This is a genomic window from Stenotrophomonas sp. PI_27, assembly GCF_027854495.1.
GTDB classification, from domain to species: domain Bacteria; phylum Pseudomonadota; class Gammaproteobacteria; order Xanthomonadales; family Xanthomonadaceae; genus Stenotrophomonas; species Stenotrophomonas pavanii.
In genome coordinates this window covers 322,824-347,913 of record NZ_JAJNOF010000004.1, presented here as the reverse complement: position 1 = coordinate 347,913, position 25,090 = coordinate 322,824, and the positions used below count along the sequence as shown (strand labels likewise).

Below are 25,090 nucleotides of genomic sequence, written 5' to 3'. Positions count from 1 at the left end.
CTCCGGGGCCTCTTCGCGTTTTCCCTACGGCGGGGTATGCTGCAATGACCGGCCGTTGTCGATACGCTCAGGGTCGGAACCTAATACATCACGATTCCTGGAGGGGGAATATGAGTCTGGATCGTCCCTGGCTGCAGAGCTATCCGAAAGGCGTTCCCGCCGAAATCGACGTCAACGAGTTCCATTCGGTAGCTTCGGTCTTCGACGCTTCCGTCGCGAAGTTCCGCGACCGTCCCGCCTACTCCAGCTTCGGCAAGGTCCTCACCTATGGCGAGACCGACGCGCTGGTCGAACAGTTCGCGGCCTACCTGCTGGGTGAGCTCAAGCTCAAGAAGGGCGACCGCGTCGCCCTGATGATGCCCAACTGCCTGCAGTACCCGGTGGCCACCTTCGGCGTGCTGCGCGCCGGCCTGACCGTGGTCAACGTCAACCCGCTGTACACCGCGCGCGAGCTCAAGCACCAGCTGATTGATGCCGGCGTGACCGCGCTGGTGGTGGTCGACAACTTCGGCGACACCGTCGAACAGGTCATCGCCGATACGCCGGTCAAGCATGTGGTCACCACCGGCCTGGGCGACCTGCTCGGCGCCAAGGGCGTGATCGTCAACTTCGTGCTGAAGTACATCAAGAAGATGGTGCCCAACTACCATCTCAAGGGCGCGGTGCGCTTCCGCCAGTCGCTCAAGCTCGGCAGTCGCCACAGCCTGCCCAAGGTCGAGATCGACCACGACGACATCGCCTTCCTGCAGTACACCGGCGGCACCACCGGCGTGGCCAAGGGCGCGATGCTGACCAACCGCAACCTGATCGCCAACATGCAGCAGGCCTCGGCCTGGATCAGCGCGTCGGGCATCGAGATGGGCAAGGAGTGGATCATCACCGCCCTGCCGCTGTACCACATCTTTGCGCTGACCGCGAACGGGCTGGTCTTCATGAAGTTCGGTGGCTGCAACCACCTGATCACCAACCCGCGGGACATGAAGGGCTTCGTCAAGGAGCTCAAGTCGGTGCGCTTCACCGCCATCACCGGTGTCAACACGCTGTTCAACGGGCTGCTCAACACCCCCGGCTTCGACACGGTCGACTTCTCCTCGCTGAAGGTCACCCTGGGCGGTGGCATGGCGGTGCAGCGCGCCGTGGCCGAGCGCTGGAAGAAGGTCACCGGCGTGACCCTGGTCGAGGCCTATGGCCTGACCGAGACCTCACCGGCGGCCTGCATCAACCCGCTCACCCTGACCGAGTACAACGGCTCGATCGGACTGCCGATCCCGTCCACCGATGCCTGCATCAAGGATGACAACAGTGCCATCCTGCCGCTGGGCGATGTCGGCGAGCTCTGCATCAAGGGCCCGCAGGTGATGAAGGGCTACTGGCAGCGCCCGGAGGAAACGGCCAAGGCCATCGACGCGGACGGCTGGCTGCATACCGGCGACATGGCCAAGATGGACGAACACGGCTTCTTCTACATCGTCGACCGCAAGAAGGACATGATCCTGGTGTCCGGCTTCAACGTGTACCCGAACGAGGTCGAGGACGTGATCGCGATGATGCCGAGCGTGCTGGAAGTGGCCGCGGTCGGCGTCCCGGACGACAAGTCCGGCGAGGTGGTGAAGGTGGTCATCGTGAAGAAGGACCCGAACCTGACCGCCGAAATGGTCAAGGAGCATGCCCGGGCCAACCTGACCGGCTACAAGCACCCCAAAATCGTTGAATTCCGAAAGGAGCTGCCGAAGACCAACGTCGGCAAGATCCTCCGTCGCGAACTCCGCGATACGCCCGCCCAGTAAGGGTTTGCGGCAATTTGAACGATGCAGGGCCCGGGGCGGAAACGTCCCGGGCCCTTTCGCATGCGACGCCCCTGAGGCGGTGTAGCATCGCCGCGTGTGTGGACCGTTCGGCCCGCCGGCCACCCACCTGACACTGCGGGCCGCATGCCGAGGACCCTTCCATGAGTACCATCGAAAAGCTGCCTTCAAGCGGCTCACCGTTCGCCACCATCCGTACCGAAGACAGCGCCGACGGCGCTGCCCACTGGCTGTTCATGCACGCCGATGCCGCCACCGGGATCCGCCCCTGCTGCCGCAAGGACATGCTCGACGAAATGTGGAGCTACATGGCGGCCATCACCCGCAGCCCTGCCGAACGCCACAACGGGACATTGCGGCATTTCGTGCTGGCCTCCGATGCCGTCGCCTACAACCTGGGCGGCGACCTGGACCTGTTCACCCGCCTGATCCGCGAAGGCAACCGCGACCTCCTGCTGAACTACGCCCAGCGCTGCGTGGAGGGCGTGCACCACCTGCACACCGGGTTCGGCGGCGACGTCCGTTCGATCGCGCTGATCCAGGGTGACGCCCTCGGCGGCGGCCTGGAAATGGCCCTGGCCTGCCACACCATCGTCGCCGAGGAAGGCAGCGGACTGGGCCTGCCGGAGGTGCTGTTCGGCCTGTTCCCGGGCATGGGTGCGTACTCCTTCCTGTGCCGGCGCGTGTCCCCCCACCTGGCCGAGAAGATCATCCTCGACGGCCGGGTCTACAGCGCCGAGGAGATGCACGCGATGGGCGTGGTCGACGTACTGGTGAAGAAGGGCGAAGGCCGGGCGGCGGTGGAAGAACTGATCCGCCAGCAGCAGCGCACGCCGCAGTCCTATCTGGCGATGAACGCCGCACGCGCCATCGCCCAGCCGGTCAGCTACGACGAACTGCTGGAGATCACCAAGGTATGGGTCGATTCCGCCCTCGCACTCGGCGACCGCTCGCTGCGCACCATGGATCGCCTGATCAAGGCCCAGACCCGTCGCGCCAGCCTCGACGCGGCCTGATTCCTCCCCTCCCCCAGGATGGGTTCAAGCCCGGCTGGCCACCGGGCTTTTTTTGAGTTCACGCCACGCCTCAGCGCGCTTCACCATCATCGGCGGCTCCGCGCAGCCGGCGTTCGGCCCGCGCGTCGAGTGCGCGCCGGCCTTCCTTGATCGCCTCCTGCAGGATGCCCAGGCGCGTGCGCCATTCGGTCTTCAGCTGCCAGTCGGCCATCCGCATCAGCTCGCCGGCACGGTTGGACGCGCGCATCAGGCCAAGGTTGCTGGCCACGCCCTTGATCGCGTGGGACTGTTCGCGGAACACGTCCCAGTGAGCCGCCTCGCCGGCCTGCTCGGCCTTGCCCATGCAGCTCGCCACGTCTTCCAGGCACTGGCGGATGAATTCACGCTCGAAGCCCTCGCCCATGCCCAGCGAGGCCAGTTCGTCCAGCACGCTGCTGTCGAGCACGCCATCCTGCAGCGGCGCCGCCGGTCGCACCACCGGTGCGGCCATGGTCTTCAGCTGGGCATTGCTGGCGATCTCGGCCAGCGTATCGAGCAGGCGCACCGCAACGACGGGCTTGGCCAGGAAGGCATGTGCGCCGGCCTGGGTACAGCGCTGGATCGCCTCGGGCGTTACATCCGCACTGAGTACCAGTACCGGCGTGCGCGGACCGCCGCCGGCCTGCATCACCCGCAGTTCCTTGAGCATGTCCAGCCCGCTCATGCCCGGCATGTGCAGATCGACGATGACCGCGTCGAACTCGCTGTCGGCCAGCGCATCCAGCACCGCCTCGCCGCCGTCCACGCACAGCACGCGATGGCCGGCCTTCTGCAGCAGGCGCTGCAGGACCATGCGGTTGGCCTCGTGGTCGTCGGCCACCAGGATCTGCATGCTGCGCACGCGGGCGCGATGGCGCAGGAACGGATCGGCAAAAGCGATCACGTTGCCGCCCGGGCCCACGCCTTCGTCGCCGCTCAGGCTCGGCACCGCGCCCGGCACCTGCGGCTGCGGCGGCGCGAACGGCAGCTCGACCCAGAAGTGGCTGCCGCGCGGCGGGTTTTCCAGATAGCCGATGTCACCGTCCATCGCCTCGACCAGGCCCTTGGCGATGGTCGTGCCCAGCCCGGTCCCCTCGTGACGGCGCGCCATGCTGACGTCGGCCTGCTCGAACGCGTCGAACAGCCGTGCACGCATGGCAGGTGGCACGCCGATGCCGGTGTCGAGGATGTCGAAGCGCAACCGCACCGCCCCGCTGGCATCGGCCTGTACCACGCCGACCCGGATCTCGACCCGGCCATGGTCGGTGAACTTGACCGCGTTGCCGGCCAGGTTCAGCAGGATCTGCCGCAGGTGCCCGACATCGCCGCGCACGCGTGGCGGCACACCGTCGGCCACCTTCACCCGGTAATCCAGTCGCTTGGCCTTGGCCTGTGGCAGCAGGATCAGGCCGATCGCCTGGATCACGTCGGCCACGGCGAAGTCCTCGGCCACCACGCGCAACTTGCCGGCCTCGATGGCCGAGATGTCCAGCACTTCCTCCACCAGTGCCAGCAGGCTGCGCGACGACGCCTGGATGGTGTTGAGGCACTCGCGCTGCTCGTCATCCAGGCGCGTGGTGGCCAGCACTTCGGTCATGCCGTTTAGACCATTCAACGGCGTGCGGAACTCATGGCTCATGTTGGCCAGGAACCGGCTCTTGGCCTCGCTGGCGCGGCGCGCCTCGGCCATCGCTTCGGTCAGCTGCCGCAGCAGTGTCGAGAAGTACAGCGGCACCGCTGCCAGGCCCAGCCAGAGGCCGATGGCCAGGCGGAAATTCTGTTGCCAGTAGGGCGTCAGCAGCACAGTGCAACCGAAGCTCACCATGGCCATCGCCACCGCCACGTACAGGTAATGGTTGCCGAAGCGCATGCCGTTGCCGACCGTCACCCACATCACCACGATGTAGACCCAGGCCAGCGGCTCGCCCATCTGCACCATGCCCGCAGCGATCAGGCCGTAGTCGGCCAGCATGCCCAGCACGCGGCGCGGATCGGAACGCGCCGGCCGCCACAGCAGCCAGCCGAACAGCAGCAGCGACAGGCTCAGGCCGGTCAGCACGATCGCCAGCACACCGACGTACTGGGTGTGCGGCAGATCGTGGCGCGGCGCCGGCAACAGCACGTAGGCCAGGATCAGGCTGATCAGCACGATGCGGACGATCTGCTGGCCGTGCTCGCTGTCCTGGCGCTGGGACAGGCGCAGCCGCAGCTGCGACAACAGGCGTTTCACGCGCCCAGCCCCGGGCGCGCGGACGCCATCGAATGCTCGGCGCAGATCTGGTCCAGCTGTTCGCGGCCGCGCAGCAGCGCGTCCACGCATCGGGGATCGAACAGCCGGCCACGCTGGGCGTAGAGATAAGCCAGGGTGGCTTCCATGGTCCATGCTTCCTTGTACGGACGGGGCGAAATCAGGGCGTCGAAGACATCGGCGACGGCCACGATGCGCGCTTCCAGCGGAATCGCATCGCCGACCAGCCCATCGGGATAGCCGCTGCCGTCGTAGCGCTCATGATGACGCAGTGCGATCAATGCGCCAACCTGGATGAAACGATTCTGGCTGCCGCTCAGCAGTTCATGGCCAATCCGCGGGTGCCGGCGCATGATCGCCAGCTCTTCCTCGTTGAGCTTGCCTTGCTTGAGCAGCACCGCATCGGGAATGGCGATCTTGCCCATGTCATGCAGCGGCGCAGCCATTTCGATCAGGCGCACGTCCTCCTCGGGCAGCCCGAGCTGTTCGGCGATCAGTCCGGCCACGCGCGCCATGCGCTCCAGGTAGGCGCTGGTGCCGGCGTCACGGAACTCGATCGCCCGCGCCAGCCGCGACAGCGTTTCGCGCTCGCGCTCTTCGACCTCATGCATGCTGGCCAGCAGGCGCTGCTCCAGCGACAGCGCCCGTTGCTTCACGTTCTCGGTTTGCTGGCGCAACTGCAGCAGGTTGTAGCAGCGCGCACGCAGTTCGCGCGGGCGGATCGGCTTGACCAGGAAGTCGATGACGCCGGCTTCCAGTGCCGCCTGGCGGATCGGCTCGTCACCGACCACGGTGATCAGGATCACCGGAATGTCGCGGTGCTTGGGCAGGCGACGGAAACGACGGGCGAACTCCAGCCCATCCATCTCCGGCATGCGGTAATCGAGCAGCAGCAGGTCGACCGGATGGGCTTCGCACCAGGCCAATGCGGTCAACGGGTCTCCGAAGTCATACACGCTCAGTTCCGGCGCGATGTCTTCGATGACGTGACGCAGCATCGTCCGTGCGGAAGTCTGGTCGTCAACGATGACGATGTTCAACGCGTACTCTGCCTGGTTTTTCGACCACGCTGGATCATCAGCAGGCGAGGATACTCTGCCGCTGCGAACGCTCGCACCCTGCATCGGCCTGACTCCCGTGTCATGCGTCCCGATTCATGATCGTCATCACAATGTGAAGCGGACTCCCCACACCGTGCCCTCCCCCTGGCGCCGATCAAGCCATAACAGGCGTCAAGGTAGTGCAATTACGATACGCCGAGTGCGGGACGCGTCAATCGCGCCGTCTCGTTTCGGGACGGCGCGCACAATCGGGAGTCAAAAAGGCGACTTACTGCTCCGGACGCATGTACGGGAACAGCAGTACATCGCGGATCGAGCTGCTGCCGGTCAGCAGCATCACCAGACGATCCACGCCGATGCCGAGGCCGCCGGTCGGTGCCATGCCGTACTCCAGCGCACGGATGTAGTCGGCGTCGTAGTGCATGGCCTCGTCATCGCCACCTTCCTTCGCGGCCACCTGGGCCTGGAAGCGCTGGGCCTGGTCTTCCGGATCGTTCAGCTCGGAGAAGCCGTTGGCCAGCTCCTTGCCGTTGACGAACAGCTCGAAGCGGTCGGTGTAGCCCGGATCATTGTCGTTGGCACGGGCCAGCGGCGAGACCTCCACCGGGTGGTCGGTGATGAAGGTCGGCTGGATCAGGGTGTGCTCGACGGTGGCCTCGAAGATCTCCAGCAGCAGCTTGCCCCAGCCGTAGGACGGCTTGACGCGGATCTTCAGGCGCTCGCAATGGCGCAGCAGCGCGTCGCGGTCGGTACAGTCGGCGACGGAGATTTCCGGGTTGTGGTGGCGGACTGCCTCGTCCATGCGCCAGCGGCGGAACGCCGGGCCCAGGTCGATCTTCGCGCCATCCCACTCGACCTCGGTGCTGCCGTTGACGGTCCTGGCCACGTCACGGATCACGCCTTCGGTCAGGTCCATGATCTCGTTGTACGTGGCGTAGGCCTCGTACAGCTCCATCATGGTGAATTCCGGGTTGTGGCGGGTGCTGACGCCTTCATTGCGGAAGTTGCGGTTGATCTCGTACACCCGCTCCAGGCCACCCACGGTCAGGCGCTTGAGGTACAGCTCCGGCGCCACGCGCAGGTACAGGTCCAGGTCCAGCGCATTGTGGTGGGTGGTGAACGGCTTGGCCGCCGCGCCGCCGGGGATGTAATGCATCATCGGCGTCTCGACTTCCAGGAAGTCGCGGCTGTCCAGCCATGCGCGCATGGCGCGGATGATCTTGGAGCGCTTGATGAAGACCGCGCGCGACTCCGGGGTCACGATCAGGTCGACGTAGCGCTGGCGATAGCGCTGCTCGACGTCGGCCAGGCCGTGCCACTTGTCCGGCAGCGGGCGCAGCGACTTGGTCAGCAGGCGGATCGACTCGGCCTTGACCGACAGTTCGCCGGTCTTGGTGCGGGTCAGGCCGCCTTCGACGGCGATGATGTCACCCACGTCCCAGCCCTTGAACGCGGTGTAGGCATCGCCCAGCACGGCACCCTGCAGGAACAGCTGGATGCGGCCGGACTCGTCCTGGATCTGCGCGAAGCTGGCCTTGCCCATGATGCGCTTGGCCATCAGGCGGCCGGCCATCTTCACCTGGCGGCCGTTGCCTTCCAGCGCCTCGGCGGTCCACTGTTCGGCATCGGCGAATTCTTCCTGCAGGCGGCCGGCGAAGTCCTCGCGACGGAAATCGTTCGGATACGCGATGCCCTGCCCACGCAGCGCTTTGAGTTTCTCGCGGCGCTCGGCGATCAACTTGTTTTCGTCGACGGGGGGGGTATCGGTAGCTTCGCTCATGGATCTGCGGGAATCGTGTAGTGAGGGGGGATGCAGCGCCCGGCACAGCCGGTTGCCCAGCATACCAAAACCGCCCTGCCCCAGCCGGGAGAGGGGTCAGATCCCCCTGCTGCGCAAAGGAATCTGACCGCCTCCGGGACCCTGCCTGGACCCTGGATGTCTACCTGTTGCCGGGGAAGGCCTGCCGCAACTCATCCACCAGCACCCGCTGGTTCTCCGAATAGTCTACCGGCACCGAGACCAGGTGCACCCCACCCTCGTTGAACGCAGCTTCCAGGGTCGGGATGAACTGCTCGATGGCGGTCACCTCGTGGCCCTTGCAGCCGTAGGCCTCCGCGTACTTCACGAAATCCGGGTTGCTGAAGGTCATGCCATAGTCGGTGAAACCATCCACCGCCTGCTTCCAGCGGATCATGCCGTAGGCGCCATCGTTGAGGATCAGCACCACCAGGTTCAGGCCCAGCCGCCGCGCCGTCTCCAGCTCCTGGCTGTTCATCATGAAGCCGCCGTCGCCACACACCGCCAGCACCCGTCGTTGCGGGTACAGGATCGAGGCCATGATCGCCGACGGCAGGCCCGCGCCCATGGTCGCCAGCGCGTTGTCCAGCAGCAATGTGTTGGCCACCTGGGTGCGGTAGTTGCGCGCAAACCAGATCTTGTACATGCCGTTGTCCAGCGCCACGATGCCATCGGGTGGCATCACCTGGCGCACGTCGTGCACCAGCCGCTGCGGGGTGAACCGGGCCTCATCGGCACGGTCGGCCAGGTGCTCGAGGATGGTTGCGCGCAGCGGCAGCAGCGCATCGGCATTGGGCACTGCACCTTCGATGCGATCGGCCAGCTGGGTCAAGGAACGGCCGATATCACCGATCACCTCCACCTGCGGGAAGTACACCTGCTCCACCGCCGCCTGCGAGTAGCCGATATGGATCACCGTCGGCCCACCGGGGCGCATCACGAACGGCGGCTTCTCGGTGACTTCGTGACCGATGGTCACGATCACGTCGGCCTGGTCGATCGCCATGTGCACGTAATCACGCTCGGTCAGCGCCGCGGTGCCCATGTACAGGCCCGAGCCCCCGGCCACCGCGCCTTTGCCCATCTGCGTGGTGAAGAACGGAATGCCGGCGCGCAGCACGAACGCCGACAGCGCCTCGCTGGACTGCGGCCGCGACGCCGCCGAAGCGATCATCAGCAGCGGACGCCGGGCGTTGCGGATGATCTCTGCCGCGCGGTCCAGCGCTTCCGGGCTGGCGACCGGGCGGTCCACCGCGTGCGGCGGGATCAGCGCCGCGCCCTCGACCTCATCGGCGGCGATGTCCTCGGGCAGCTCCAGCAGCACCGGGCCTGGCCGCTCCTCCTGGGCAACCCGGAACGCCTCGCGGACGATGGTCGGGATCGTGCGCGCCGAGACGATCTGCCGCGCCTGCTTGGTCAGCGGCTTCATCGTGCTGACGATGTCGACGATCTGGAAGCGCGCCTGCTTGCTGGCGACGATGCCCTTCTGTCCGGTGATCAGGATCACCGGCCACGCACCGAGCAGCGCATAGGCAGCGCCGGTGGTGAAGTTGAGCGCGCCCGGACCGAGCGTTGCCAGGCATACGCCCGGCTTGCCGGTCAGGCGACCGTAAGTGGCCGCCATGAACACCGCCGCCTGTTCGTGGCGGGTGATGACCAGTTCGATGCTGGAATGGCGGAGCGACTCGACCACGTCGAGGTTCTCTTCGCCGGGAATACCGAAAATGCGCTCGACGCCTTCGTTCTCAAGTGCGGCGACGAGCAGATCTGAACCCTTGGACATCGGATGCCGTCCTTTGTGCTGGACTGATGGTGGATCGTTGCAGGAAGGATGAGAGCCGCGCGTCAATGCTTGTCGAACCACACTGTCTGCGCGTTGACGAATTCACGGATGCCGAAGTGCGAGAGCTCGCGGCCGAAACCGCTCTTCTTCACGCCGCCGATCGGCACGCGGGGGTCGGAAGCGGAGAAGCCGTTGACGAACACACCGCCGGTCTGCAGCCGGCGCGCCAGCTGCATGGCACGGGCGCGGTCACCGGTCCACAGGTTGCCGCTGAGGCCGAATTCGCTCTGGTTGGCCAGTTCCACTGCGTGGTCGGCGTCACGGGCGCGGCTGATCGAGGCCACCGGCCCGAACGTCTCCGTATCAAAGGCCTGCATGCCCGGCTCCACGTCCGCCAGCACGGTGGGCGCATAGAACGCGCCCGGGCGACCGAGCTGATGGCCACCGACGAGCAGCTTCGCGCCTGCGTCCACCGAGGCGCGCACCTGCGCGTCCAACTGTTCCAGCAGGTCCTGGCGTGCCATCGGCCCGATGCGGTTGCCTGCCTCGCGGCCATCGCCGATGGTCAGTGCCTGCACCTTCTGGCAGAACTGCGCGACGAAGCGGTCGTACACCGCGTCTTCAACGATGATCCGCTTGCCGGCAATGCAGACCTGCCCGGTATTCTGGAAGCGCGAGGCCACCGCCGCGTCCACGGCAGCGTCCAGATCGGCATCGGCCAGCACGATGAACGGATCCGAGCCCCCCAGCTCCAGCACCACCTTCTTCAGCGCCTGCCCGGCCTGGGCGGCGATGCTGCGGCCGGCGGCCACGCTGCCGGTCAGGGTGACTGCCGCAATGCGGTCATCGGCAATCGCGCGGCTGGTGCCCTCGCGGCTGATGTTGGCGGCGATGAAGGTGCCTTCCGGCAGCCCCGCGTCGCGCCAGGCGGCGTCGAGCAGCTGCGCGGTACCGACGATGTTCTCGGCCGGCTTCAGCAGGAAGCCGTTGCCCCCCATCAGGATCGGCACCGCCGCGCGCATCACCTGCCAGTACGGGAAATTCCACGGCATGATGCCCAGCACCACGCCCAGCGGCAGGTAGGACACGTAGGCCTTGTCATCGGGCACCTGGGTGGGTTCGTCACGCAGGAACTGCGCGCCGTGGTCGGCGTACCAGTCGCACAGCACGGCGCACTTCTCGATCTCGGCCAGTGCTTCGGCCTGGACCTTGCCCATTTCGGCAGTGGCCAGCGCGGCCAGCTTTTCACGGTCACGGCGCAGTACGGCGGCCATCGCACGCAGCACTGCGGCCCGCTGTTCGAGGCTGCTGGCGCTCCAGGCGGCGAAGCCGGCCTGGCCACGCTCGAGGATCGCATCCAGTTCGGCATCGGTGGCGAAGGGATGGCTGGCGATCTGCTGGCCGGTAGCCGGATCGCGGGAAATGGCGGTGGTGGGGGCAGCGGACATGCAGGGCTCCTGTTGTCTCGACAACGGGCGGTGGCCCGTCTTCTGCACAGGAATGTGGACCCGATTGGCGGAGGCAACAAGGCGTCTGCCTATCCTGTGACCGGCACTTACCTGGCTGAATGGGGATAGATGCGGGCAGGCCGCTGTAGTCCCGGCCGCTGGCCGGCAACCTCAAAAGCAGAAGCTGGCCGTCCGCGGGATGGCGGTTTTCCGCAATCTATCGGAACGACTCTCGGGGTCAGATCCGTTTTCCGAAGGCAAACGGATCTGACCCCGGAATCTCATTCGATATCCCACAGAATGTCCGCTGTTGCTGTTGCTTCTGAGGTTGCCGGCCAGCGGCCGGCACTACCGCAGGTGCAGGGCTGCAAGCCCTGCCGAACACCCCCTACTTTCGCGGCAGGTAGGTCACCAGGGAAAGATCGTGCCGGCTCTCCGGCACCAGCGCCACGTACTGCAGGTCCAGCAGCCCGCGCGTGGGATGGTTCAGCTTCTTCGCACCCTCATCGAACCGGCGCACGTCGTGCTCCGGCCACCACTGGCGGAATTCTTCGCTGTGCGCGGCGAGGTTCTCGACCAGCGCCAGGAACGGCGCCTTGTCCGGCGCCTGCGCCATCGCCGCGCGGAAGCCGGCCAGCAGGCCACGGGTCATTTCTTCCCAGTTGAGGATCAACGTGCGGTACGGCGGGTACAGGAACATCAGCCGCAGCGTGTTGCGCTCATGCGGCGCCAACTGGCTGTAGTCCACGAACAGATCGGCAATGGCCGGATTCCAGGCCAGGATATCGAAGCGGGTGTTGCGCACGTAGGCCGGGATCGGCTGCATCGCCTCCACCAACTGGCGCAGGCCATCGGTCACGCTCTCGTCCGGCGACTCCAGCGGCACGCCGTAGCCGGACAGCGCAAACGCATAGGCGCGCTCGTCGTCGCTCATGCGCAGCACCTGCGCCAGCCGCTCCAGCACCTCGGGCGAGGCGCGCACTTCACGGCCCTGCTCGATCCAGGTGTACCAGCTGACGCTGACCCCGATCGCCAGCGCGACTTCCTCGCGTTTCAGGCCCGGGGTACGCCGGCGCCCGGCCGGCAGGCCGAGCGTGGCGGGGTCGACACGGGCGCGGCAGGCCTTGAGGAAGCCGCCCAGTTCCTTGCGTTCACTTTCGCTGCGCATCATCGCCCTCCGTTGCGGAAGGCGATGCTATCCGCGCAGGCGCGTCGATCAGGCATCGACGCGCTTGGAGCCCACGGCCAGGCCGGCCTTCAGGCTGGCCTCGACGAACTCGTCCAGGTCGCCGTCGAGCACCTTCTGCGTATCCGAGCGCTCGATGCCGGTACGCAGGTCCTTGATACGGCTCTGGTCGAGCACGTAGTTGCGGATCTGGCTGCCCCAGCCGATGTCGGACTTGGTGGCTTCCACCGCGTCCTTCTCGGCGTTGCGCTTCTGGATCTCCAGCTCGTACAGCTTGGCGGCCAGCATCTTCATCGCGTTGTCGCGGTTCTGGTGCTGGCTGCGGCCGGTCTGGCAGGCCACGACGATGTTGGTCGGGATGTGGGTGATGCGCACCGCCGACTCGGTCTTGTTCACGTGCTGGCCACCGGCACCGGACGAACGGTACACGTCGGTACGCAGGTCGGCCGGGTTGATGGTGATGTCGATGTTGTCGTCGATTTCCGGCGACACGAACACCGAGGTGAAGCTGGTGTGGCGGCGATTGTCCGAGTCGAACGGCGACTTGCGCACCAGGCGGTGCACACCGGTCTCGGTCTTCAGCCAGCCATAGGCATAGTCGCCTTCCACGCGCAGCGTGGCCGACTTGATGCCAGCAACGTCGCCGCCGGATACTTCCATCAGCTCGGTCTTCCAGCCACGCGATTCACACCAGCGCAGGTACATGCGCAGCAGGATCTCGGCCCAGTCCTGGGCTTCGGTACCACCGGCACCGGCCTGGATGTCGACGAACGCGGCCGCATTGTCCATCTCGCCGGAGAACATGCGCTGGAACTCCAGCTTCTCCACGTGCGCCTGGTGCTTGTCGAGGTCGGCGACCACGGCCAGAGCGGTTTCCTCGTCCTGCTCGGACTCGGCCAGCTCCAGCAGCTCGGTGGCGTCGTTCAGGCCATCGAGCACCGAGGCGATGCCGCCCACGGTCTTTTCCAGGCTGGAACGCTCGCGGCCCAGGTTCTGGGCGTATTCGGCGTTGTTCCAGACGTCGGGGCTTTCCAGCTCCCGCGTTACTTCTTCAAGACGCTCTTTCTTGGCGTCGTAGTCAAAGATACCCCCGAAGCGACAGCACGCGATCGGTCAGATCGGTGATGCGCTGGCGGACAGGATTCAGTTCGATCATGTCGGCGGTCGTGCATTCAAAAGATGACTCGTAATGATACCGCAGGCGGCGGGTGCCCGGAATGAGGGCCCGGGCAGGCTGCGGGCGGGCGCGAGCGTGGTCCACCGCCGCAGCCTCCGGACCGGGGGGATGGCCGCCATGGGCCGGGAGCGGCTGAGCGGCAGCCGCCCCCCCCCCAGGGCATCGATGCTCTGCGGCCGACGACGGTGTCCCCGGCCCAACCCACCGGACCGCGGCCGCCAGCCGATCACTACTTCACCTCGAACTCGCCTACCAGCACGGTCTCGGCACGGTCCTTCAGCCGCATCGTCACGCTCTGGTCCTTCTGCTTCGGCGTACCCCAGTGGGTGGTCAGGCGCAGCATGAGCGTGGTGGCACCGGTGACCAGCTCCTGGCGGCTGCCGAAGTAGTTGGCCTCCACCTTGTACCTGCCCGGCTTGGCGTTGCGCAGCGAGAACTGCTCGGGGCCATAGCCGCCGGTGAAGTCCTCCGACATCTGTCCGCCCTGGTAGGTCAGGCGGTTGCCGTAGTACGCGCGCTCGCCGTTCGGGTCGGTCACCCACAGGTCCATGTCGCTGTTGTCGGCATCCCAGGACAGCACCACGCGCAGGTCCAGCGGCATTGCCTGCAGCAGGCGCGGGTCGATGGCCGAGGTATCCAGCCGCGGCGTGCTGCGTGCCACCAGGTTGGTCAGTTCATCCAGGGCAACCAGCGCGATGCCGTCGAAGCGGCTGTCCCACGGCCGCACCACCACCTGGTACAGCGGCGCCAGGGCCTGCTGCGGCTGGCCGGCCGCTGCCAGTGCCAGCCCCAGGTCGCGGAAGCTCTGCGGTTCCTCCTGGCCCATCGCCAGCACCTGCTCGAATACCGGCACCGCCAGTGCGGGCGCGTCGGCCTGCATCAGCCGGTAACCGAGCACGCGCAGCAGGTGGCGGTTGTCCAGCTCCATCTCGGCCAGGTTCGACAGCACCCGCAGCGCCAGCTCGCGCTGGCCCTGCTCCATCAGCAGGTCGGCCACATCGAGGAAGAACGCGCTGCTGTCGGCGTGGTCATCGCGCTCGGCCAGATAGCGGTCATAGAGCTGCGACGGCTGCCCCTGGCGCAGGCGCCGGGCGACGGCCGAGTCCGGCTGCCAGGCCGCCAGCCGGATGCCGAGCTGGCCATCGTTGGCGGCTGCAGCGGCATCGACCGAGCCGCCGGTGACCACAATCGAATCCAGTGCATTCTCCGACGCGGGCGCCGGACGACGCGCGCGTGCGCTGCTGGCCTGCATGCGCTGTTCTGCCGCCGCGGCCATCGGTGCAGGCGCGGGCGGTGCCGCGGGCGCCGGTGCGACGAGCATCGCCATCGGCGCTGACTCAGCAGGATAGTCGGCCGAAGCAACGTGCAGCGCTGCTTCCTTGGCCCGCGGCGGCGCACCCTTCGGCCAGCTGCGGCTCCACCACTGCTGGCGCTCCTTCCAGCGCGCAGCCACCTGGTCCAGGCGCTCGCGATCGGCAGCAGCGCGGTCAGTCACCTGCCGTGCGAACCGCGCATCGTAGTCCGCGCGCAGCTTGCCGGACGGACGGATGGCATAGCGCAGGTAATCCTCCAGCGTCTCCAGCACGATCAACGAGGTGTCCGGCCCGACCAGGCCAAACTGCTGCGACAGGCGCTGCATGGCCTCGCGGTTGCCGCGGCGGTCGACGGCCAGTTGCTGCAGGCGCGCCTGCGCCCACAGGCCGGCCAGCAGTTCGCCGTCCTCGCTTTTCTGCGTGGCCGGCAGCGCCTGCCATTCGCCGCCACCCACGCGCACCCGCATCGGCACGCCGTCGGCTGCCAGTCGTGCATGCAGCCACAGCCAACCCTGGGCTTCACTGCGACGGTCGACGACCACGTCCTGCACGCCGCGCCCCGCATCGACCTGCACATCCAACGGCGACGCCAGCAGCGCATGCGCGGCCGCGTCGACATCCTTGCCCAGCGCGACGAAACGGCCGCCATGCGCCTCACTCCAACCCCGCAGTCGCACGGCATCGGTGCGCGCGCCGGCGCTGCTGACCGCAAACAGGCGTTGATCCGGCGCCATCGCCGGCAGCTGTTCCGGCCCATAGGTCAGCAGGCCATCGCTGAACAGCAGGTATTCCGTCACGCTCGCTTGCGGCTGCCACTGCGCCAGCGCGCTGGCACCGTCCGGGCGCACGGCCTGGAGGGCTGCGCGCAGCTCGCTCCAGTTGCCGGCGCGGATACGGAATCGACGCACCGGCTCGGCGCGATCCCGCAGCACGGTCAACGCCACGCTGCCGTCACCCAGCGCAGCGAAATAGCGATCCAGCAGGGCGAACTCACGTGTGCGATCGCGCTGGCCCGCCGAGCCGGAACCGTCCCACAGCAGCCCGATCTCACTGGGCAACGTGCGCGGCGTGCTGCTGGCCGCCACCGGCAGCTGCGCCAGCAGGTAATGGCCGTCCTGCCAGGGCGCCACCTGCACCTGTGCCTGGCGGGCTGCCGGCAGGCTCCACTGCAGTTGCTGCGGCAGCTGCGCACCCCTGCCCTGCCACTGCAGCTGGCCCGCGCTGATGCGGAAGGGTGCCGTACCCGCAGTAGTCGCGCCGGGGGCCTGCAGTTTCAGCTCAACCGAGGCTGCACCGGCGGCAAACTGCAGCGGCAGTGTCCACTGCCAGCCTTGGCCGGCGAAGGCCAACGGCTCGCGGATCACCAGCTGCACGCGCCGGCTACCGCCGGCCGGCAGCGGATAGATGCGCAGCCGGAACTGGTTGCCGGCGGTCTGTTCCAGCAGCCCCGGGTCGACGCCACGACGGGCGATCTCCTCGAACACCTGGCGGCCGCGGTCCTTGGGCACCGGCACCGCGTCACGCATCTCGCCGTTGATATCCAGCGCGAAGCCGCTGATCTGCTGGCCATCGGCCAGCGGGAACTGCAGCTCGCCCTCCAGCACAAGCCGGTTGGGGTTGTGGAATTCCAGCGTGATCCGGGTCTGGGCGATGCCGGCCTGCACCTCGCCTTCGATGCGGGCTTGTCGTAATTGAACCGGCTGCTCAGCCGCCGGCGCGATCAGCAGCGGCGTGGCGGACTGCGGCCGGGAGATCGGCGGCGCCTGCGCGCCAGCGGGCCAGGCCGCAAGGGCCAGCAGCAATACGGTGCAGCAACGGGTGAAGACCATGACCGGGCTCCAGTGGGATCGTGGACCGTTGAACGCACCAGCAACCGTAACGGGGTTGGCACCCCCAAAAAGGGGACGGAGGGGATTAAGTCGCAATTGGCATACAAGGCAAAAGCGGCTTAATCCCCTCCGTCCCCTTTTTCTATGCGGGCAGGCAGTGCTCCACGATCAGCTGGATGGCGCTGCCGCCACGGTAGTCATCACAGGCCAGCCGGTAGGCCAGGTGGACGTGACGTGATGGCGCGTTGCCGTGCCAGCCGCCGAAATGGATGGCGTTGATCGTGCCGGGTACGCCGGGCAGGCGCAGTTCCAGCTTCAGGTGACGCTCCTTCAGCACGCGCCAGTTGGCCACTTCGAAGTGGCCGTCGAACAGCGGCTCGGGGAAGCCCTGGCCCCACGGCCCGGCCAGGCGCAACGCATCGGCGTGGCGATGGTCCAGCTCGTCCGCGGCCAGCTCGCCGTCACTGAGCACCTGCTGCTGCAGTGCCGCCGGATCGAGCATCTCCAGCACCACCGCGACGAAGGCGGCCTTGAAGTCATCGACGTGGTCACGCCGCAGGCTGAGGCCGGCCGCCATGGCGTGGCCACCGAAGCGTTCGATCAGGCCCGGGTGGCGCGCATCGACCAGCGCCAGGGCGTCACGGATGTGCAGGCCGGGAATGGAGCGCGCCGAGCCTCGCAGGGTGTCGGCGCCGGGTTCGGCCGGCGCGAAGGCGATCACCGGGCGATGCAGGCGATCCTTCATCTTCGACGCGACCAGGCCGACCACACCCGGATGCCAGTCGGCATCGAACAGGCAGGCCGCCACCGGGCGCTGCCCGGCCATGTCCAGCACCACGCGGGTCAACGCCTGCTCGGCGTCATCGGTCATCGACTGCTGCACCGCACGACGTTCTGAGTTGATCTGTTCCAGCGTCTGCGCGATCTCCCGCGCCTGGCGCGGGTCTTCGGTCAGCAGCAGCGCGATGCCCAGCGCCATGTCTTCCAACCGGCCCGCGGCATTCAGGCGCGGGCCGAGCGCGAAGCCGATGTCGGTGGCAGTGAGCCGCGCGGCATCACGGCCGCTGGCTTCGATCAGCGCACGCAGGCCGACACAGCCCAGCCCCGCGCGCAGGCGCCGCAGGCCCGCGCTGACCAGTGCCCGATTGTTCGGATCCAGCGCCACCAGGTCGGCGACGGTGCCGACCGCCACCAGGTCCAGCAGCGTGGTCAGGTCCGGCCCCTTGCCATCGGCGAAGACGCCGGCCTCGCGCATGTGCCGGCGCAGCGCCATCAGCACGTAGAAGATCACGCCGACGCCGGCCAGTGACTTGCTGGGGAACGCATCACCGTCAAGATTGGGATCGACGATGACATCGGCCGGCGGCAGCTGCGGCCCGGGAAGGTGATGGTCGGTGACCAGCACCTGCCAGCCACGCGCCTTGGCCGCGGTCACGCCCGCATGGCAGGCGATGCCGTGATCGACGGTCACCAGCAGGTCCGGCTGCAGCGCGGCCAGTTCCTCCACCAGCGACGGCGACAGGCCATAGCCATGCACCATGCGGTTCGGCACCGCGTGGAAGACGTGTTGCGCGCCGAGCATGCGCAGGCCGCGCACGCCGACCGCACAGGCGGTGGCGCCATCGCAATCGAAATCGCCGACCACCAGGATGCGCCTGTCATTGGCGATGGCCTCGATCAGCAGACCCACCGCATCATCGATGCCGGTCAGCAGCTCCGGCGCGTGGAGGCTGCCCAATTTCGGCAGCGCCAGCTCTGGCGTACCTGCGCCACGGCTGGCATACAGGCGCGCCAGCAGTGGCAGCGTGCCCTCTGGCCAGCTGCCGGGTACGACCGCATCGCGGCGGCGGATCATCGGCGTATCGGAGGGGGAGTGCGCAGCATCGGCGGCAAGGGACATCGGCATCGCCGGGTTGCGGAAGACATCCCCATGATAGCGCGGGGTCGGATCTCTCTGCCCGCAGGAGGCTCCACCCCGATCGCGAGCATTTGGAATTTGCCAGCATATCTTCCATGCTTGTCGGCCCGGAAATGGACTTCAACGCATGCATCGCACGCTCCTTCCCGCGCTGCTGGGCCTCGCCCTGGCCCCGGCCACCCACGCCGCCACGCCCGAACCGAGGGCCGGCGTGCAGTTCCAGCACAACGACTGGTCGCTGGCCTGTGACAACACCCGCACCTGCCGCGCCGCCGGCTACAGTCCGGAACAACCCGGCAATCTGCTCAGCCTGATGCTGGAACGCGCGGGCGGCCCGGGTACGAAGGTGCTCGCGCGGCTGCGCAATGGCGAGGATGGCGAAAGCGCGACGCCGGCCGGGGCGCTGCGCCTGCGCCTGAACGGCAAGGACCTGGGCCCGGTGCGGGACACCGGCGACGGGGACAAAGTGTTGTTGCAGCAGGCACAGACCGATGCCCTGGTCGCCGCACTGCCGCGCCAGGCACGCATCGAGATCATCGACGGCAAGGGCAAGGCGTGGCCGATCTCCGACAGCGGTGCAGCGGCCGTCCTGCTGAAGATGGACGAGGCCCAGGGCCGGCTGGGCACGCCCGGTGCGCTGGTGCGGCGTGGCGACAAGCCCGAAGCGAGCGTGCCTGCGGCATTGCCGGTGCCAGTGATCATGCGCGGCACGCTGGTGGCACCGCGCGCCTCGGACGCGGCACTGGCGAAAGCACCGGGGCTGCGCAAGGCACTGATCGCCAGCCTGCCGAAGCCGGATGAGTGCGGCCGCCTGAGCGAGGGCGGGACGGATGAGATCGAGATCCAGCGACTGGACGCCCAGCATGTGCTGGCAAGCACCAGCTGCTTCATGGGTGCCTACAACTTCAGCAGCGGCTACTGGGTAGTGCAGGACAAGGCGCCGTACGAAGCACGCTTCGTCACGTCCGATGCGGAAGACTTCGATCGCGACGACGCTATGTTGAGCGGTCGCTTTCGCGGGCGCGGCGTCGGCGACTGCTTCTCCGGCCACGACTGGGTCTGGGATGGAACGCGTTTCGTGGAGGCCAGTGCGTTCACTACCGGGCAGTGCCGGGGCGTAGCGGGCGGGCACTGGACGCTGCCGACGGTGGTCAGCGAGGTCCGCTGAGGCGCCGCTACCTGCGGTAGTGCCGGCCGCTGGCCGGCACCCCCGACAAACATCGGGGTCAGAGCCATTTTCCGATGGAAAACGGATCCGACCCCGATCGGGCACTGGACGCTGCCGACGGTGGTCAGCGAGGTTCGTTGAGGCGCCGCTACCTGCGGTAGTGCCGGCCGCTGGCCGGCAACCCCGGCAAACATCGGGGTCAGAGCCATTTTCCGATGGAAAACGGATCCGACCCCGATCGGTCGACCCCGTCGGGCACTGGACGCTGCCGACGACGGTCAGCGAGCTTCGTTGACGCGCCGCTACCTGCGGTAGTGCCGGCCGCTGGCCGGCAACCCCGTTAATCCCTGGGGATCAGCGCCGTTCTCCGATGGAAAACGGATCCGACCCCGCTCGGCCGACCCCGGCGGGCACTGGACGCTGCCGACGGTGGTCAGCGAGGTTCGTTGACGCGCCGCTACCTGCGGTAGTGCCGGCCGCTGGCCGGCAACCCCGGGAAACATCGGGGCCAGAGCCATTTTCCGATGGCAAACGGATCCGACCCCGCTCGGCCGAGGCCCCGATCAGTCGTGGAGCTGGCGCGGCTTCTTCCAGAACTGCCAGCGCTGGCCGCGGTCCAGCTGGAACTGCAGACCGTCCTCGAAATCCAATACCAGCCGCTGCAGTTCGCCACGCTTCAGCGCGGCCAGCAACGGCCGGATCGCATCGTTGCCGAGCTGCTGCAGCGAACGCAGCTGGCGCAGATCAACCAGTGCGTCCACCGCCTGCTCGCCGTCGACCGCCACACCGGCGGCAAGGGCCAGGCCCTGCAGCAGCGCGTCGCGGCTGCGCACCTGCGCGTGCGGCGTGCTGACCGACACCGGCATCACGCCACCGCCCCAGAACCACAGCGAATTGATCGGCTGCTGTCCCTGCGCGGCGCGCTGCTGGTTCCAGGAATGGTTGTGCAGCAGCACCTGCGCCTCGGTCATCAGCGCCCGCCAGCGGCGGCCGCCCTCGCCTTCCGGCAGGTGCGAGAACAGGTCATCGCCGAGGACCTCGTCCGGACTGTCGAAGTCCGGCAGGACCACGTCGATCGGCAGGCGCAGGTACCAGCGCGAAGGATCGGGTGCATCAAGCACGAACCCGGCATCGGCGAACAAGGGCTGCAGCACCGGCAGCAGGGCCAGGCTGTCGGCCAGCGTCGGCCGCAGCGTTTCGCCGTAGGCCATCATCCGCGCGCCATGCATGTCCGGCACCATGCAGGCCGGATCGGCACGCAGCCAGCTGGCGCCAGCGGCATCGCCGACATCGCGCTGGCGGGTCAGCGCGGCCACCGGCCAGTGCGGCGCGGCGACCGAGAAATGGCGTGACAGCTGCGCGCGTTCGCCCGGCGCGACCTGCACGGTCGTGGCACGGCCGAGCGCACGTGCCACATCGTCCGGCAACGCCGCCGCGGCAAAGCGGCTGCGCGCCGGCAACAGCAGGGTCGCCGTCGCCACCCGGTCAGTCCACGTAGCTGACGCTGACGATCTCGTACTCGCGCTGGCCGGCCGGGGCGTCGATCACGATCGAATCGCCTTCCAGCTTGCCGATCATCGCGCGCGCCACCGGCGAGGAAATCGCGATCAGGCCCTGCTTGATGTCCGCCTCCAGGTCACCGACGATCTGGTACTTCTTCTCTTCGTCGGTTTCCACGTCGGCCAGCGTCACGCTGGCGCCGAACACCACCTTGGAGCCGGCATTGAGCTTGCTCACGTCGATGATCTCGGCGTGCGACAGCTCGCCTTCCAGCTGCTTGATGCGGCCTTCGATGAAGCCCTGTTCCTCGCGCGCGGCGTGGTACTCGGCATTCTCCTTCAGGTCGCCATGCTCGCGCGCTTCGGCGATCGCGGCGATCACCTTCGGGCGCTTGACCGACTTCAGGTGATCCAGTTCGTCGCGCAGCTTCTGCGCGCCCTTCATGGTAATGGGGGCTCTCATGCATTCAACTCCTTGTGCAGCTCCTGCAGCGACCAGACGGGACCGGTGCCGCGGAATTCCAGTGAATCCACCAGCGCCTTGGCGCCGGCAATGGTGGTCGAGTAGGTGACGCGATGCTGCAGCGCCTCGCGACGGATCGAGAACGAGTCGTTGATCGCCGAACGACCTTCGGTCGTGTTGACGATGTAGACGATCTCGCCGTTCTTGATCGAGTCGACGATGTGCGGACGGCCTTCGACCACCTTGTTGATGATCTCGCAGTCCATGCCGTGCTGCTGCAGCCACGCGGCGGTGCCACGGGTGGCGACCAGGCTGTAGCCACGCGCCAGCAGCGCCTTGGCCACCGGCAGCACGCGCTTCTTGTCCGGATCACGCACCGAGACGAACGCCTTGCCGACCGGCGGTGCCTTGATGCCACCGGCCTCCTGCGCACGCGCGAAGGCGGCGTTGAAGCTGCGGCCCACGCCCATCACCTCACCGGTGGAGCGCATCTCCGGCCCGAGGATCGGGTCGACGCCCTGGAACTTGGCGAACGGGAAGATCGCTTCCTTCACCGAGTAGTAGTCCGGCACGATTTCCTTGGTCGCGCCCTGCTCGGCCAGCGTCTTGCCGGCCATGCAGCGGGCGGCGATCTTGGCCAGCGGCATGCCGGTGGCCTTGGACACGAACGGCACGGTGCGCGAGGCACGCGGGTTCACTTCCAGCAGGTAGATGGTGTCGGCACCTTCGTCGCTGGTCTGGATCGCGAACTGGGTGTTCATCAGGCCGACCACGTTCAGGGCCTTGGCCAGCTCCACCACCTGGCGGCGCAGCTCGGCCTGGGTTTCAGCCGACAGCGAGTACGGCGGCAGCGAGCACGAGGAATCGCCCGAGTGCACGCCGGCTTCTTCGATGTGCTCCATCACGCCACCGATCAGGACGTTGCCGTCCTTGTCGGCGATGATGTCGACGTCGCACTCGACGGCGTTGTCGAGGAAGCGGTCCAGCAGCACCGGCGAATCGTTGGACACCTTCACCGCGTCGCGCACGTAGCGGGCCAGGTCGGCTTCACCGTAGACGATTTCCATCGCACGGCCACCCAGCACGTAGCTCGGGCGCACCACCAGCGGATAGCCGATCTCGCGGGCCAGCAGCAGGGCTTCCTGGTCGTTGCGGGCGATGCGGTTCGGCGGCTGCTTCAGGCCCAGCTTGTCGACCAGCTGCTGGAAGCGCTCGCGGTCTTCGGCCAGATCGATCGAGTCCGGGCTGGTGCCGATCACCGGCACGCCGTTGGCTTCCAGCGCGCGCGCCAGCTTCAGCGGGGTCTGGCCGCCGTACTGCACGATCACGCCCTTCGGCTGCTCCAGTTCGACGATTTCCAGCACGTCTTCCAGGGTCAGCGGTTCGAAGTACAGGCGGTCGGAGGTGTCGTAGTCGGTCGACACGGTCTCCGGGTTGCAGTTGACCATGATGGTTTCATAGCCATCCTCGCGCAGCGCCAGTGCCGCGTGCACGCAGCAGTAGTCGAACTCGATGCCCTGGCCGATGCGGTTCGGGCCACCGCCCAGGATCATGATCTTGTCGCGGTTGCTCGGCGCGGCCTCGCACTCATCCTCGTAGGTGGAGTACAGGTAGGCGGTGCCGGTGGAGAACTCGCCGGCGCAGGAGTCCACGCGCTTGTAGACCGGGCGCACCTTGTGCGCACGACGCAGCGCGCGGATGGCGGCTTCGTTGGTGCCGGTCAGCTGCGCCAGGCGCGCGTCGGAAAAGCCAGCGCGCTTCAGCTTGCGCAGGCGTGCGGCGTCCAGCGCGTCGATGCCACCGGCAGCGACTTCGCCTTCTGCAGCGATGATTTCCTCGATCTGATCCAGGAACCAGTGATCGATGAACGACAGCGCGTAGATCTCTTCCACGCTCATGCCGGCGCGGAACGCATCGGCGACGAAGAACAGGCGCTCCGGGCCAGGCGCCTTCAGCTCGCGGCGCAGGGTCTGCAGGTCGTCTTCGTTGGCCAGGTCCAGCCCGGTCGGGTCGAAGCCGACCTTGCCGGTCTCCAGGCCACGCAGGGCCTTCTGCACCGACTCCTGGAAGGTGCGGCCCATCGCCATCACCTCGCCCACCGACTTCATCTGGGTGGTCAGGCGGGCGTCGGCGGCCGGGAACTTCTCGAAGGCGAAGCGCGGGATCTTGGTGACGACGTAGTCGATGGACGGCTCGAACGAGGCCGGGGTCAGGCCGCCGGTGATCTCGTTCTTCAGTTCGTCCAGGGTGTAGCCCACGGCCAGCTTGGCGGCGACCTTGGCGATCGGGAAGCCGGTGGCCTTGGAGGCCAGCGCCGAGGAACGCGACACGCGCGGGTTCATCTCGATGACGACCACGCGGCCGGTCTTCGGGTTGATGCCGAACTGCACGTTCGAGCCACCGGTATCGACGCCGATCTTGCGCAGCACGGCGATGGAGGCATCGCGCAGGCGCTGGTATTCCTTGTCGGTCAGGGTCTGCGCCGGCGCCACGGTGATCGAGTCACCGGTGTGCACGCCCATCGGGTCCAGGTTTTCGATCGAGCAGACGATGATGCAGTTGTCCGCAGTGTCGCGGACCACTTCCATCTCGAACTCCTTCCAGCCCAGCACCGACTCTTCCACCAGCACTTCGGTGGTCGGCGACAGTTCCAGGCCGCGGCTGACGATCTCGACCAGCTCTTCGCGGTTGTAGGCAATGCCGCCACCGCTGCCGCCCAGGGTGAAGCTGGGGCGGATGATGGTCGGGTAGCCGACGCGGGTCTGGATTTCCAGCGCTTCGTCCAGGGTGTGGGCGACGGCGGCGGTCGGGCATTCCAGGCCGATCTCACCCATGGCCACGCGGAACAGCTCGCGGTCTTCGGCCATGCGGATCGCTTCGCGCTTGGCGCCGATCAGTTCGACGTTGTACTTCTCCAGCACGCCGTTGTCGGCCAGGTCCAGCGCGCAGTTCAGCGCGGTCTGGCCACCCATGGTCGGCAGCAGCGCGTCAGGCTTTTCCTTAGCGATGATCTTCTCGACCGTCTGCCAGTTGATCGGCTCGATGTAGACAGCGTCGGCCATCTCCGGGTCGGTCATGATCGTGGCCGGGTTGCTGTTGACCAGCACCACGCGGTAACCCTCGTCGCGCAGGGCCTTGCAGGCCTGGGCGCCGGAGTAGTCGAACTCGCAGGCCTGGCCGATGACGATCGGGCCAGCACCGATGATGAGGATGGTCTTGAGGTCAGTGCGCTTGGGCATTTTCTTCTCTAAGTCAGTACAGCGTGACAAGGGGGGTGATCGCACGCTGTCGATCAGGAATCTTGATCCGCAGCGCCGCGCCGGGGGCAGCAGCGATGCGGGGTTTACGGTCCATCGCGAC

Annotated in this window: 16 protein-coding genes; 3 read left to right on the top strand and 13 right to left on the bottom strand. The window is 67.2% G+C overall.

All coding sequences use genetic code 11. The features are described 5' to 3' along the window. Positions 1–110 precede the first annotated feature (110 nt). Positions 111–1,787, top strand: a complete 1,677-nt coding sequence (locus tag LRM18_RS07595) for a long-chain fatty acid--CoA ligase (RefSeq protein WP_270953098.1) — start codon at positions 111–113, stop codon at positions 1,785–1,787. 161 nt (positions 1,788–1,948) lie between these two features. Further along, complete coding sequence (locus tag LRM18_RS07590; protein WP_014647007.1) at positions 1,949–2,821, top strand: crotonase/enoyl-CoA hydratase family protein; 873 nt, start codon at positions 1,949–1,951, stop codon at positions 2,819–2,821. Positions 2,822–2,891: 70 nt separating this feature from the next. On the opposite strand, the gene LRM18_RS07585 is transcribed toward LRM18_RS07590, so the two are convergent. The 10 genes from LRM18_RS07585 to recJ form a co-directional block, all read right to left on the bottom strand. Next, entirely contained in the window at positions 2,892–5,069 is a 2,178-nt protein-coding gene (locus tag LRM18_RS07585; RefSeq protein ID WP_270953094.1) for a response regulator, read from the bottom strand. Next, positions 5,066–6,211 carry a two-component system response regulator gene (locus tag LRM18_RS07580; protein WP_049466787.1) on the bottom strand — a complete coding sequence of 382 codons (1,146 nt, stop codon included), beginning with the start codon at positions 6,209–6,211 and terminating at the stop codon, positions 5,066–5,068. Before LRM18_RS07580 ends, LRM18_RS07585 begins: the two co-directional genes overlap by 4 nt. Before the next feature lie 205 nt (positions 6,212–6,416). After that, a complete protein-coding gene (lysS, locus tag LRM18_RS07575) occupies positions 6,417–7,928 on the bottom strand; it encodes a lysine--tRNA ligase (RefSeq protein ID WP_049466789.1) in 1,512 nt (503 codons plus the stop codon). A gap of 160 nt (positions 7,929–8,088) precedes the next feature. Then, the gene (locus tag LRM18_RS07570) at positions 8,089–9,729 is read right to left on the bottom strand and encodes an acetolactate synthase large subunit (protein WP_270953090.1); all 1,641 of its coding nucleotides are present in this window, start codon (positions 9,727–9,729) and stop codon (positions 8,089–8,091) included. 62 nt (positions 9,730–9,791) lie between these two features. Next, positions 9,792–11,177 carry an NAD-dependent succinate-semialdehyde dehydrogenase gene (locus tag LRM18_RS07565; RefSeq protein ID WP_270953088.1) on the bottom strand — a complete coding sequence of 462 codons (1,386 nt, stop codon included), beginning with the start codon at positions 11,175–11,177 and terminating at the stop codon, positions 9,792–9,794. A 388-nt stretch (positions 11,178–11,565) separates the two neighbouring features. Beyond that, a complete protein-coding gene (locus tag LRM18_RS07560) occupies positions 11,566–12,348 on the bottom strand; it encodes a helix-turn-helix transcriptional regulator (protein WP_336297082.1) in 783 nt (260 codons plus the stop codon). Between the two features lie 45 nt (positions 12,349–12,393). After that, positions 12,394–13,519 (bottom strand): peptide chain release factor 2 gene (gene prfB / locus LRM18_RS07555; protein WP_099479803.1). Its coding sequence is split into 2 segments (ribosomal slippage): positions 12,394–13,443 and positions 13,445–13,519, totalling 1,125 coding nucleotides; the frame shifts between segments, so codons are not numbered across the junction. Next, on the bottom strand, positions 13,442–13,624 hold the full coding sequence (locus tag LRM18_RS07550; RefSeq protein ID WP_270953141.1) for a hypothetical protein: 183 nt from the start codon (positions 13,622–13,624) through the stop codon (positions 13,442–13,444). The genes prfB and LRM18_RS07550 overlap by 78 nt, the downstream gene beginning before the upstream one ends. A gap of 145 nt (positions 13,625–13,769) precedes the next feature. Then, positions 13,770–16,682 (bottom strand): VIT domain-containing protein, encoded by a 2,913-nt coding sequence (locus LRM18_RS07545; RefSeq protein ID WP_270953083.1) that lies wholly within the window; start codon positions 16,680–16,682, stop codon positions 13,770–13,772. Between the two features lie 142 nt (positions 16,683–16,824). Beyond that, a complete protein-coding gene (gene recJ, locus LRM18_RS07540) occupies positions 16,825–18,582 on the bottom strand; it encodes a single-stranded-DNA-specific exonuclease RecJ (protein WP_270953081.1) in 1,758 nt (585 codons plus the stop codon). 145 nt (positions 18,583–18,727) lie between these two features. Between recJ and LRM18_RS07535 the strand changes: the two genes are divergently transcribed. Continuing rightward, on the top strand, positions 18,728–19,768 hold the full coding sequence (locus LRM18_RS07535; protein ID WP_270953079.1) for a DUF1176 domain-containing protein: 1,041 nt from the start codon (positions 18,728–18,730) through the stop codon (positions 19,766–19,768). Between the two features lie 563 nt (positions 19,769–20,331). Here the strand turns inward: LRM18_RS07535 and LRM18_RS07530 are convergent. From LRM18_RS07530 to carB, 3 genes are read right to left on the bottom strand one after another with little or no spacing between them, the layout of a single operon-like run. Continuing rightward, a complete protein-coding gene (locus tag LRM18_RS07530) occupies positions 20,332–21,249 on the bottom strand; it encodes a phosphoglycerate mutase (RefSeq protein ID WP_049464323.1) in 918 nt (305 codons plus the stop codon). Between the two features lie 4 nt (positions 21,250–21,253). Beyond that, positions 21,254–21,730 (bottom strand): transcription elongation factor GreA, encoded by a 477-nt coding sequence (gene greA / locus LRM18_RS07525; protein WP_005409483.1) that lies wholly within the window; start codon positions 21,728–21,730, stop codon positions 21,254–21,256. Beyond that, on the bottom strand, positions 21,727–24,969 hold the full coding sequence (carB, locus tag LRM18_RS07520; RefSeq protein WP_057495103.1) for a carbamoyl-phosphate synthase large subunit: 3,243 nt from the start codon (positions 24,967–24,969) through the stop codon (positions 21,727–21,729). The genes greA and carB overlap by 4 nt, the downstream gene beginning before the upstream one ends. Positions 24,970–25,090 lie beyond the last annotated feature (121 nt).